This is a genomic window from Plantimonas leprariae (genome assembly GCF_008802405.1).
Taxonomy (GTDB): domain Bacteria; phylum Pseudomonadota; class Alphaproteobacteria; order Rhizobiales; family Rhizobiaceae; genus Plantimonas; species Plantimonas leprariae.
The window spans coordinates 106,734-118,767 of record NZ_VZDO01000016.1 but is presented as its reverse complement, the minus strand read 5'-3'; the positions used below and the strand labels follow the sequence as shown (position 1 = coordinate 118,767).

At 68.8% G+C, this 12,034-nt stretch carries 11 protein-coding genes; 3 read left to right on the top strand and 8 right to left on the bottom strand.

Features of this window, described 5'->3' with window-relative positions; all coding sequences use genetic code 11:
- Window positions 1–268 precede the first annotated feature (268 nt).
- Window positions 269–703 carry an OsmC family protein gene (locus F6X38_RS18185; RefSeq protein ID WP_150972149.1) on the bottom strand — a complete coding sequence of 145 codons (435 nt, stop codon included), beginning with the start codon at window positions 701–703 and terminating at the stop codon, window positions 269–271.
- Window positions 704–879: 176 nt separating this feature from the next.
- On the opposite strand from F6X38_RS18185, the gene F6X38_RS18180 reads away from it, so the two are divergent.
- The 3 genes from F6X38_RS18180 (at window position 880) to F6X38_RS23500 (ending at window position 3,244) form a co-directional block, all read left to right on the top strand.
- Window positions 880–1,830 carry a tyrosine recombinase XerC gene (locus F6X38_RS18180; protein ID WP_150972148.1) on the top strand — a complete coding sequence of 317 codons (951 nt, stop codon included), beginning with the start codon at window positions 880–882 and terminating at the stop codon, window positions 1,828–1,830.
- A 96-nt stretch (window positions 1,831–1,926) separates the two neighbouring features.
- Entirely contained in the window at window positions 1,927–2,985 is a 1,059-nt protein-coding gene (locus F6X38_RS18175; RefSeq protein WP_150972146.1) for a TraB/GumN family protein, read from the top strand.
- A gap of 91 nt (window positions 2,986–3,076) precedes the next feature.
- Complete coding sequence (locus F6X38_RS23500) at window positions 3,077–3,244, top strand: hypothetical protein (RefSeq protein WP_161992823.1); 168 nt, start codon at window positions 3,077–3,079, stop codon at window positions 3,242–3,244.
- A 135-nt stretch (window positions 3,245–3,379) separates the two neighbouring features.
- On the opposite strand, the gene lpdA is transcribed toward F6X38_RS23500, so the two are convergent.
- From lpdA to sucD, 7 genes are all read right to left on the bottom strand, one after another.
- Window positions 3,380–4,801: a dihydrolipoyl dehydrogenase gene (gene lpdA / locus F6X38_RS18170; RefSeq protein ID WP_150972144.1), complete on the bottom strand. Its 1,422-nt coding sequence runs from the start codon at window positions 4,799–4,801 to the stop codon at window positions 3,380–3,382.
- A 23-nt stretch (window positions 4,802–4,824) separates the two neighbouring features.
- On the bottom strand, window positions 4,825–5,238 hold the full coding sequence (locus F6X38_RS18165) for an MAPEG family protein (RefSeq protein WP_150972142.1): 414 nt from the start codon (window positions 5,236–5,238) through the stop codon (window positions 4,825–4,827).
- A 28-nt stretch (window positions 5,239–5,266) separates the two neighbouring features.
- Entirely contained in the window at window positions 5,267–5,797 is a 531-nt protein-coding gene (locus tag F6X38_RS18160) for a hypothetical protein (protein WP_150972140.1), read from the bottom strand.
- Window positions 5,798–5,808: 11 nt separating this feature from the next.
- Complete coding sequence (locus tag F6X38_RS18155; protein WP_150972138.1) at window positions 5,809–6,567, bottom strand: SDR family oxidoreductase; 759 nt, start codon at window positions 6,565–6,567, stop codon at window positions 5,809–5,811.
- Window positions 6,568–6,589: 22 nt separating this feature from the next.
- Window positions 6,590–7,912: a 2-oxoglutarate dehydrogenase complex dihydrolipoyllysine-residue succinyltransferase gene (gene odhB, locus F6X38_RS18150; protein WP_150972136.1), complete on the bottom strand. Its 1,323-nt coding sequence runs from the start codon at window positions 7,910–7,912 to the stop codon at window positions 6,590–6,592.
- 66 nt (window positions 7,913–7,978) lie between these two features.
- A complete protein-coding gene (locus F6X38_RS18145; RefSeq protein ID WP_150972134.1) occupies window positions 7,979–10,984 on the bottom strand; it encodes a 2-oxoglutarate dehydrogenase E1 component in 3,006 nt (1,001 codons plus the stop codon).
- A gap of 131 nt (window positions 10,985–11,115) precedes the next feature.
- Complete coding sequence (sucD, locus tag F6X38_RS18140; protein ID WP_150972132.1) at window positions 11,116–12,018, bottom strand: succinate--CoA ligase subunit alpha; 903 nt, start codon at window positions 12,016–12,018, stop codon at window positions 11,116–11,118.
- Between the last annotated feature and the right edge of the window lie 16 nt (window positions 12,019–12,034).

Below are 12,034 nucleotides of genomic sequence, written 5' to 3'. Positions count from 1 at the left end.
ACCCCATCCCTAAGCCGAAACCCAGAGACGAACTCGCTGGCTCGCCGGCGACGCCGCCGCCGTCGATGAACGGGCTTATAGAACCCTAATCCGCCGGGTGTCAACGCGAAAAAATCAAAAAACGCATCCGTCGCGAATTTTTCGCGATCCGCCGGAAGTCTTTGTTCCGGCGAGGGTTTCAGACTCTCAGCTCTGCCCATACGTCAAAGTGAAAGCGATTTTGCAGGACCCGCCGAGACTTGCCGCCGGGCGGCGGGTCCCACGCCGCTCAGACCAGTTTGGCGTCGAGGGTCACCGAGATCGCGCCGAGCGCCTTCGAGACCGGGCAGCCTTCCTTCGCCTTGTTCGCGAGTTCGGTGAACTTGGCCGGTTCGATGCCCGGCACCTTCGCCTCGAGCGTGACGGCGCTCGAGGTGATCGAGAACCCGCCACCGTCCTGCTCGATGCTCACCACCGATCGCGCGTTCAGTTCCGTCGCGGGCGTGCCGTTCTCGGCCAGGAAGTGCGAGAGCTGCATGGCGAAGCAGCCGGCGTGGGCGGCGGCGAGCAGTTCCTCCGGGTTGGTGCCGGAGCGTCCCGATTCGTCCTCGAAGCGACCCTTGAACGAATAGGGATGCTGGGAAAGCGCGCCGGACTGCGTGGTGATCTGGCCCTTGCCGTCGGCTAGCGCGCCTTGCCACAGGGCGGTTGCGTGTCTCTTCATGGCGATGATCCCTTGCTTCGGATGGACGGCCGCGCCGGCGGCCGTCGGACCGGGGCGGAGTTATGCGCCGGCGCCCGATCGTCCAGCGCCTCGTGCCGGGGCGTCGCTCCTCCAGCCTCCGGAAAGGCCGCCGGCGTTTCTGGACCAGTCTCGGGAACGCGAAGGAGGGTGCAGCGATGGCGGAAGACTTCCTGATCGCGGCCTCCGCCTCCCTTGCCGCCGAGAAGCGGGAATGGCTTCGCGCGCTCGAGGAGGAGCGGCGCGCCAGCCCGCACACGCTCGCCGCCTACGAGCGCGACCTCCGACAGTTCTTCGGCTTCCTCACCGGCTATCACGGGCGCCCGGCGACCGTGGCCGATCTTGCCGACCTGAAAGCGGCGGATCTCCGGGCCTTTCTCGCCAGCCGCCGGCGCGACGGCGTCGAGGCGAAGACGCTCGGCCGCGGGCTCGCGGCGATCCGCTCCTTCGTGCGCCACCTGGAGCGCCGGGGCCTCGCCTCGTCGGCCGGCGCGCGCTCGATGCGGGCGCCGAAGCAGCCGAAATCCCTGCCGCGACCGCTCAGCGTTCCGGACGCGCTCGCCGTGTCGGAGGAGGCCGGCGCGCTCGCCGCCGAGCCGTGGATCGCCGCGCGCAACGTCGCGGTGCTGACGCTGCTCTACGGTTGCGGGCTGCGCATCTCCGAGGCGCTCGACCTTCCCGGCGACGCGCTCGTCGACGGCGAGGCGCGCTCGATGGCGGTCACCGGCAAGGGCGACAAGACCCGCCTCGTGCCGCTCCTCCCGGCGGTGCATGCGGCGGTGGCCGACTACCGCCGCCTCTGCCCCTTCGCGCTGGGCGCCGGGGAGCCGCTGTTCCGCGGCGCGCGCGGCGGCCCGCTCCGCCCGCAGATCGTGCAGCGCGAGATGCAGCGCCTTCGCGGCGCGCTCGGGCTTCCGCCGTCCGCGACGCCGCACGCGCTGCGCCATTCCTTCGCGACGCACCTTCTCGCGGCCGGCGGCGACCTCCGCACGATCCAGGACCTTCTCGGCCATGCCAGCCTGTCGACCACGCAGAACTACACGGCGGTGGACGGCGGCCGCCTCCTGCAGGTCTACGAGAGTGCCCATCCGCGCGCGCGCCGCGCCTGACCCGGCACCCGGCCGCGTCCTTCAGCCTTTGGTCGCAATCCTCGCCTAAGCTCCTCCGCGACCGGCAGTTGCCGGGCAATCGGACGGGATGACGAGATGGCGGCGATCGGCAGGTTTCGGACGGTCCGCAGGCTGCGCCGTGCTGCCCTGGCGCTGCTGCTGTTCGGCCTCTCCGGACCGGCCCATGCCGTGACGCCGGCCTCCGGCACGACCGAGACCGCCTGCAAGGGCGGCACCAGCCTCGCGCTGGCGCTCAAGGCCGACGGACGGATGGCGGCGATCGACGCCGAGGCCGCCCGCATCCCGAACGGCACCGGGCGCTTCTGGCGGATCGAGCGGGACGGCATCGCCCCGTCCTACCTCTTCGGCACGATGCATCTCAGCGATCCGCGCGTTCTGGCGCTGCCTGCACCGGTCACCGCGGCGCTGGAACAGGCGAAAACCGTCGCGATCGAGACCCTCGACGTCCTCGACGCCACCAAGTCGAGCTTCCTGGTGCTCGCCCATCCCGAACTCATGAACATCGAGCCGGGCCGGACGCTGGACGACTACCTGTCGCCGGCCGAGAAGCGGGAGTTGACCGATCTGATGGCGGCGTCGGGCACGCCCTACGCGGCGATCCGGACGCTCCAGCCCTGGTTCTATTCGGTGGGCCTGATGCTGCCGGCCTGCGAGGCGGCGCGCGCCGCGGCCGGCGCGCGACCGCTCGACGTGAAGATCGCGCTCGATGCGCAAGGGGCCGGCAAGGCGCTCGTCGGCTTGGAAACCGCCGAAAGCCAGCTTCGCGTCCTCGCGTCCATGCCGATGCGCCTGCAGACGGCGAGCCTGATCGCCACCCTGCGCATCCGCGACCGGATTCCCGATCTCTTCGAGACGATGACGGAGTTCTACCTCGATGGCCGGGTCGCCGCGATCGCGCCGCTGTCCGACCGGTTCCTGCCGATGGACGGCATGCCGGCCGAGGTGCAGTCCGACTATCTCGACTTCGAGAAGCGCATCGTGGCGGACCGCAACCGCGGCATGGCGGCCGGCCTCGCGCCGCATCTGGCGAGGGGCGGCGTCTTCGTCGCCGTCGGCGCGCTGCACCTGCCCGATACGGACGGCTTGGTGGAACTCCTGCGGACGCAGGGCTACCGCCTGACACGGGCCGACTGAGCGGCGCGCACCGCATCGTGAACGGCGCCGTGGTTGCCGGATCGGCCGCGGACGCTCAGTCTCCGCCGGTCAACCGCAAGGGAGAGCAGCCATGAAGACGCTTCTCGCCGCCACGCTGGGCCTCGGCCTCGTCGCGGCGGCCACGCTTCCGTCCTTCGCGAACTGCGCCGGCCACATGGCGGACAAGCAGGACAAGCCGGTGACCACGGCGGACACGGGCAACGGCAACCCGCCGCCCCCGACCGACCGGCAGGGCTGACGGACACCACGACGCGAAGGCTCGGCGGCCTGTCGGTCGCCGGGCCCTTCCGTACGCGAAGCCGTTCGACAAGCTGCTGCTTCCGCCGGCAGGGGAGAAGAAGGGCGCTCGCCGTCCGACGCCACGCCGATTCTTCTACGAGTGGATCGGCTTGGCGAAGGTGGCCATCGCCGCCTCGCGCACCGCTTCCGACAGGGTCGGATGGGCGTGGCAGGTGCGGGCGAGGTCTTCCGACGAGCCGCCGAACTCCATCAGCACGGCGCATTCGGCGATCATGTCGCCCGCGCCGAAACCGAGGATGTGCACGCCGAGCACCCGGTCGGTCTCGGCATCGGCAAGAAACTTCACGAAGCCGTCGGTGTGCAGCATGGCGCGCGCCCGGCCGTTGGCGGTGAAGGCGAACTTGCCGGCCTTGTAGGCGACGCCCGCCTGCTTCAGCTCCTCCTCCGTCGCGCCGACCGAGGCGACTTCCGGCGAAGTGTAGACCACGGACGGGATCACGCCGTAGTTCACGTGGCCAGCTTGGCCGGCGAGGATCTCGGCGAGCGCGATGCCCTCGTCCTCGGCCTTGTGGGCGAGCATCGGTCCTTTCACCACGTCGCCGATGGCGTAGATGCCGTCGACCACGGTCTTGTAGTGCGCGTCGATCTCCACCCGGCCGGCCTTGTCGCGCGGCACGCCGACCTCGTCGAGCCCGAGCCCGTCGGTGAAGGCGCGCCGCCCCGTCGCGACCAGCACGACGTCGGCTTCGATCGTCTCGGCCGCGCCGCCCGCCACCGGCTCGAAGGTGACGCTCGCGCCCTTGTCGGTCTTCGCGACGCCGGTGACCTTCGCACCCAGCCGGAAGTCGACGCCCTGCTTGACGAGGAGCTTCTGGAAGGCGGAGGACACGTCGCCGTCCATCGGCCCCAGCACCTTGTCGAGATATTCGACCACCGTCACCTTCGCGCCGAGCCGCGACCAGACAGAGCCGAGCTCGACGCCGATCACGCCGCCGCCGACGACGATCATCGTCTCCGGCACCTTTTCCAGCGCGATCGCGTCGTCCGAGGAAACCACCGTCTTACCGTCGAACGCGACCTCGACGCTCGGGATGCCGGCCACCGCCGAGCCCGTCGCGATGCAGATCGCCTTGGTCTTCAGGACGCGCGGCTTGGCCCCGCCATCGGCCGTCACCTCGACCTCGCCGGCGGCACGGATGCGCCCGGTGCCGCGCACGCCCTCGATCCGGTTCTTCTTGAACAGGAAGGCGATGCCGTCGACGTTCTGCTTCACCGTCCTGTCCTTGTGGACGAGCATCGTCGGCAGGTCGAGCTCCGGCGAAACCTTGATGCCGAGCGTCGCGAAGGAGTGCCGCGCCTCCGCATACATCTCGGAGGCGTGCAGGAGCGCCTTCGACGGGATGCAGCCGACGTTGAGGCAGGTGCCGCCGTAGGTTTCGCGCTTCTCGACCACGGCGACCTTCAAGCCGAGCTGCGCCGCCTTGATGGCGCAGACATAGCCGCCGGGGCCGGAGCCGATCACGACGAGATCGAAGGCGGCAGACGAATCGGACATGGGAAAACGGGTCTCCGAAGAATTCAGGCGAGTTGGAACAGGACGGCGAAGATGCCGAGCACCGACACGACGTAGGCGAGCGAGCGGATATAGGGAACGCCGAAAAGGTAGAGCGGCAGGTAGACGATCCGCGCGAGAAACCAGACCCAGGCCCCCGCCGCCGACCATGTGCCGGCGCGTCCCGCGACCACGACCGCGAGCACGGCGACGATGAAGGCCGGCCAGGTTTCCTTGAAGTTCGCGAGCGCCCGGTCGGCCCGGCCGGCGAAACGCCCTAGCGGTTTCGCCTCCCCGTCGCGGGGACCGGCGTTCCAGGCTCTCCCGCGCTCCCGGGTGACGCTGACGCCCTGCAGGGCGATGTGCAGGAACAGCAGCGGCACCGACCAGGCGAGCAGCGCCAGTTCGATCGGCAGGCTGGTCAGCGGCGATGGCGGCACGACGGCCCTCCGGTTCGTGGACGGTCGGTCACAGGCCGTCCGGCGGACAGCGCCCCGCCGTATCGTCGAAGCTCTTCGCGGAAGGCTCCAGCCGGCCCTTGACGATGCCGAGCGGCCGGAAGGGCGGCTCGGCCTGAACGCCGGGCTGGACGAGGCGCAGTTCGTAGCAGCCGCTGAAGACGGCCGCCTTGCCGCCGGTGTCGACCGAGCGGATCGCGACCGGCACCGAATAGTAGAGCGAGCCCGCCGCGCCCTCGCTGGTCTCCGTCCCGAGCTTCAATTCCACCTTCGCGGTGTCGGCATAGCCCTTGGCGAAGCTTTCGAAGCTCGGGCGGTCCGGCTCGTCGCGGAAATAGCCGTAGGCCCGCACGTATTCCTTGCGGTTCACGGCGTTGTAGAGCGAGCGGATGAGGGCTTTCGCGTCCGAGCGGTCGTCGAGATAGTCCGGCTCGGCGGCGGTGGAGCGGTCCGGCTTCGGCGCCGGCGTCTCCTGCGCGAGTGCGGGCAGCGGCGCGGCGAGCGCGGCCAGCAACATGATCCGGGCGAAGGCGTTCGGCATCGGCGCTCTCCTCACGGCCAGATGGACCGACCGCCGGAGACGTCGAGGATCGCGCCGCTCGAATAGCTGGCGGCGTCGGAAGCCAGCCAGAGGATCGCCCGCGCCACTTCTTCGGCCGTTCCGGCCCGTCCCATCGGCAGGCCGGGTCCCATCTCCGCCACCCGGTCCGGCTGGCCGCCGGAAGCGTGGATCTCGGTCTCGATGATGCCCGGCCGCACCGCGCAGACGCGCACGCCCTCGCGGATCACTTCCTTGGCGAGACCGACGGTCATCGTGTCGATCGCGCCCTTGGCGCTGGCATAGTCGATGTACTGATCCGGCCCGCCGAACTTCGCGGCGGCCGACGAGACGTTGACGATCGTGCCGCCCGACCCGCCATGCGCGGTGGACATGCGCTTCACCGCCTCCCGGGCGCAAAGGAACGAGCCGAGGACGTTGATGCGGAACATCCGCTCGATCCGCGCGGCGGAGAACGTGTCGAGCCGGCCCACCCGGTCGACGATTCCCGCATTGTTGACGAGGGCCTTCAGCGGCCCGGCGCGATCCACCGCCCGAAAGACCGCGAGCACGTCCGCTTCCGAACCGACATCGCCTTTCACCGCGAAAGCGCTGCCGCCGTCCGACTCGATCGCGGCGACCAACCCGTTCGCGGCCGTCTCGTCGCGGACGTAGTTCACGGCGACCGTCCAGCCCTCCGCGGCGGCGAGGCGCGCGACCGCGGCTCCGATTCCGCGGGAGCCGCCGGTCACCAGCATCAACGGCCCGCTCATGCCGCCGTCCTCGTGCGCGGGCTCAGAGATCGAGCACCAGCCGCTCCGGGTCCTCCAGCGAGTCCTTCACCCGCACGAGGAAGGTCACGGCCTCCTTGCCGTCGACGATCCGGTGGTCGTAGCTGAGCGCCAGATACATCATCGGCCGGATCTCGACCTTGCCGCCGATCGCGACCGGGCGCTCCTGGATCTTGTGCATGCCGAGAATGCCGGACTGCGGCGCGTTGAGGATCGGCGTCGACATCAAGGAGCCGTAGACGCCGCCGTTCGAGATCGTGAAGGTGCCGCCCTGCATGTCGGCCATGCCGAGCTTGCCGTCGCGCGCGGCGAGGCCGAGGCGCCCGATCTCCTTCTCGATCTCGGCGATGCCCATCTGATCGGCATCGCGCACCACCGGCACGACGAGGCCCTTGTCGGTGCCGACCGCGACGCCGATATGGGCGAAGTTCTTGTAGACGATGTCCGTCCCATCGATCTCGGCGTTCACCGCCGGGATTTCCTTTAGGGCATGGCACACCGCCTTCGTGAAGAAGCCCATGAAGCCGAGCTTCACCTTGTGCTTCTTCTCGAAGAGGTCCTTGTACTTGGCACGAAGCTGCATGACCGCGGTCATGTCCACCTCGTTGAAGGTGGTCAGCATCGCCGCCTGCGCCTGCGCGTCCTTCAGCCGCTTGGCGATGGTCTGGCGCAGGCGCGTCATCTTCACGCGTTCCTCGCGCGACGCGTCGTCCGGCGCGGATGGCGCACGCGCGGCGCGCGGCGCTTCCTGCACCGAGGACGGCGCGCCCTTCGACAGCGCCGCCAGCACGTCGCCCTTCAGCACCTGGCCCCGCTTGCCCGAACCCTCGACTTCGCCTTCGCCGAGCCCCTTCTCGCTCATCAGCTTCTGCGCGGAAGGCGCGGCCGGCATGCCCGAACCGTTCGCCTTCGCGCCATCCGCCTTGGCGGGCTCCGGGGTCTGCTCGGCGGCGCCCTGTTCGCTGGAGCCGTAGTCCGCCGTCTTGCCCGCGCTCGCGGCGGACGCCGCAGCCGAGGCCTTGGCTTCCGCCGGCTTGGCGGCTTCCGTCGGCTTCCTCGCCGCCGTGTCGCCGCCGGCCGCCTTGTCCCCGCCCGCACCGATCGAGCCGAGCACACCGCCGACCGCCACCGTCTCGCCTTCCTTCACCGAGATGTCTTCCAGCACGCCCGCCGCCGGAGCGGGCACCTCCACCGTCACCTTGTCGGTTTCGAGTTCGGCGATCGTCTCGTCCTGTTCCACCCGGTCGCCCGGCTTCTTGAACCACTGGCCGACGGTCGCCTCCGTCACGGATTCGCCGAGCGTCGGGACTTTGATTTCGGTGCTCATCGGAGGGTTCAAGCTCTCGGAAGATCGGGAAAGGGGGCGGCGGGAAAAGGTCGAGGCGACGCCCGGCTAGCCGCCGAGCGCCTCCTCCAGGAAGGCGGCGAGCTGGGCCTGATGCTTCGACATCGTGCCGGCGGCCGGCGAGGCGGCAGCGGCGCGGCCGGCATAGCGCACGCGGCGCTTGTCGGCGCCGATATGGTCGAGCACCCATTCGAGATAGGGATCGATGAAGCTCCAGGCGCCCATGTTCTTCGGCTCCTCCTGGCACCACACCATCTCCGCGCCCTTGAAGCGCGAGAGTTCGCCGATCAGCGCTTTCGCCGGGAACGGGTAGAGCTGTTCGAGCCGGAGCAGGTAGACATCGTCGATGCCGCGCTTCTCGCGCTCCTCGTAGAGGTCGTAGTAGACCTTGCCCGAGCACATCACGACGCGGCGCATCTTGCCGTCCTTGACGAGCTTGACGGCGGAGTCTTTCCGCATCTCCGCATCGTCCCAGAGCAGGCGGTGGAAGCTCGTCTCTCCCGCCATTTCCGAGAGGTCGGAGACCGCCCGCTTGTGGCGGAGCAGCGACTTCGGCGTCATGATCACCAGCGGCTTGCGGAAGTCGCGCTTCAACTGCCGCCGCAGGGCGTGGAAGTAGTTCGCCGGCGTCGTGATGTTGGCGACCTGCATGTTGTCCTGCGCGCACATCTGCAGAAAGCGCTCCAGCCGCGCGGAGGAGTGCTCCGGCCCCTGCCCCTCGTAGCCGTGCGGCAGCAGCATCACGAGGCCGGACATCCGCAGCCACTTCGCCTCGCCGGACGAAATGAACTGGTCGATCACCACCTGCGCGCCGTTGACGAAGTCGCCGAACTGCGCCTCCCACAGCGTCAAGGCGTTCGGCTCGGCGAGCGAATAGCCGTACTCGAAGCCGAGCACCGCCTCCTCGGAGAGCATCGAGTTGATCACCTCGTAGCTCGCCTGGCCCCGGCCGAGATTGCTGAGCGGCACGTAGCGCGCCTCGGTTTCCTGGTCGTAGAGCACGGAATGGCGTTGCGAGAAGGTGCCGCGCTCGGAGTCCTGGCCGCTGAGGCGGACGGGATGACCTTCCGTCTCCAGCGTGCCGAAGGCGAGCGCTTCCGCCGTCGCCCAGTCGATCCCCTCGCCGCTCTCGATCGCCTTGGCGCGGTTCTCGAGGAAGCGTTGGATCGTGCGGTGGACGTTGAACCCTTCCGGCACGGCGGTGAGCCTGGCGCCGATCTCCTTCAACCCCTTCACGGCGACGCCGGTCGCGCCGCGGCGCGGCTCGTCCTCGGCCGCCGCGCGGCGAAGCCCAGCCCAGGCGCCGTCCAGCCAGTCGGCCTTGTTCGGGTTGTAGTTCTGCCCGGTCTCGTGCTCGCTTTCCAGATGCGCCCGCCATTCGGCCCGCCGCGCCTCGACGTCCTCGGCCGAAAGGGCCCCCTCCTCGACGAGGCGCTTCGAATAGAGCTCCAGCGTCGTCGGGTGCGAGCGGATGACCTTGTACATCGCGGGCTGCGTGAAGCCCGGCTCGTCGCCCTCGTTGTGGCCGAAGCGGCGGTAGCAGAACATGTCCACCACCACGGGCTTGTGGAACTGCATGCGGAACTCGATCGCGATCTTCGCCGCGAAGGTCACCGCTTCCGGGTCGTCGCCGTTGACGTGGATGATCGGCGCCTCGACCATCTTCGCCACGTCCGACGGATAGGGCGAGGAGCGCGAGAAGCGCGGGTTGGTCGTGAAACCGATCTGGTTGTTGATGATGAAATGCAGCGTGCCGGCGACGCGGTGCCCCTTCAGGCCCGACAGGCCGAAGCACTCTGCCACCACGCCCTGGCCGGCGAAGGCCGCGTCGCCGTGGATCAGCAGCGGCAGCACCACGGAGCGCGCCTCGGGGTCCGGGTTCTCGACGCGCTGGCGGCCGGCGATGAGGTCCTGCTTGGCGCGCGCCTTGCCCATCACCACCGGGTTGACGATCTCGAGATGCGAGGGGTTCGCCGTCAGCGACAGGTGCACCTTGTTGCCGTCGAACTCGCGGTCCGACGAGGCGCCGAGATGGTACTTGACGTCGCCCGAGCCCTCGACCTCCTCCGGCTTGTAGGAACCGCCCTGGAACTCGTGGAAGATCGCGCGGTGCGGCTTGTTCATCACCTGGGAGAGCACGTTCAGCCGGCCGCGATGCGCCATGCCGAGCACGATCTCCTGCAGGCCGAGCTGGCCGCCGCGCTTGATGATCTGCTCCAGCGCCGGGATCAGCGCCTCGGCCCCGTCGAGGCCGAAGCGCTTGGTGCCCTTGTACTTGACGTCGAGGAATTTCTCGAAGCCTTCCGCCTCGATTAGCTTGTTGAGGATCGCGCGCTTGCCTTCCGGCGTGAAGTCCGGCGTCTTGCCGTGGCCCTCGATCCGCTCCTGGATCCACTGCTTCTCGACCGGGTTCGAGATGTGCATGAACTCGAAGCCGAGCGTCGAGCAATAGGTGCGCTCGAGGATCGCCACCATCTCGCGCACGGTGGCGAATTCGAGCCCGAGCACGTTGTCGATGAAGATCTTGCGGTCGAGGTCGCCGTCCTCGAAACCGTAGTTCTTCGGGGACAATTCGTTGTAGTCCTCGTCGGCGGGCGCCGCGATGCCGAGCGGGTCGAGCTTGGCGTGGAGATGGCCGCGCACCCGGTAGGCGCGGATCAGCATGAGGGCGCGCACCGAATCGCGCGTCGCCTGCAGGATGGCGGCTTCGCTCGGGGCGGCCGCGCCGTTCGCCTTCGGCGCCTCGGCGGCCTTGGCCTTCAGCTTGGCCTCGATCTTGGCTTCCGCCGCGCCCCAGTTGCCGTCGAGCGCCGAAACCAGCTCGCCGTTGGCGGCGATCGGCCAGTTGCCCTTCGCCCACGACGCGCCTTCGGCGTTCTTCAGAACGATCGCCTTCTCGTCCTTTAGGCCCCGGAAGAATTCGGCCCAGTCGCTCGCGACCGAACTCTCGTCCTTCTCGTAGGCCGCGTAGAGGTCCTCGATGTAGTCGGCGTTGCCGCCGTAGAGAAAGGAGGTCTCGTTGAAGATATCGTTGGCTTCGGTGCTGCGTGCCATCGTGCGGTTCATCGGCGCGCTCTGCGCCGTCTCCTTGTTTTCGTTGCGGCGGTTCGTTCCGCCGGCTCCGCTCCGCCGTCCGCGGCGAAGCGCTCTCCCAAGATCCGGTGCGGGCGCCCAGCCCTAGCCGCTTATCCTTTCAGAACTTCCACCAGCGTCGTGCCGAGCCGCGCCGGCGAGGGCGAGACGCGGATGCCGGCCGCTTCCATCGCGGCGATCTTCGATTCAGCGTCGCCCTTGCCGCCGGAGACGACCGCGCCGGCATGGCCCATCGTCCGTCCCTTCGGCGCGGTGCGCCCGGCGATGAAACCGACCATCGGCTTCTTCCGGCCGCGCTTCGCCTCGTCCATCAGGAACTGCGCCGCGTCCTCCTCGGCCGAGCCGCCAATCTCGCCGATCATCACGATCGACTTCGTCGCGTCGTCGGCGAGGAACAGTTCCAGGACGTCAATGAACTCCGTGCCCTTCACCGGATCGCCGCCGATGCCGACCGCGGTGGTCTGCCCGAGGCCTTCGTTGGTGGTCTGGAAGACCGCTTCGTAGGTAAGCGTTCCGGAGCGCGATACGATCCCGACATTGCCCTTTTTGAAGATCGAGCCCGGCATGATGCCGATCTTGCATTCGTCGGGCGTCATGACGCCCGGGCAGTTCGGACCGATCAGCCGCGACTTCGACGCCTCCAGCTTGCGCTTCACCCGCACCATGTCCAGCACCGGAATGCCCTCGGTGATGCAAGTGATCAGCGAGATGCCGGCATCGATCGCCTCCTCGATGGCAGCGGCCGCTCCTGCAGGGGGCACATAGATCACGGAAGCGTCCGCCCCGGTGCGCTCCTTCGCTTCCGCGACGGAGGCGAAGATCGGCAGCGTCTCGCCCTTGGCGCCCGTCCAGCTTTCGCCGCCCTTCTTCGGATGGGTGCCGGCGACCATGGTCCCGGCATGGTAGGCGATGGCCTGCTCGGTGTGGAACGTGCCGGTCTTGCCGGTCAGCCCCTGCACGATGACCTTGGTATTCTTGTCGACGAGGATGGACATGAAGGAAACGCTGCTC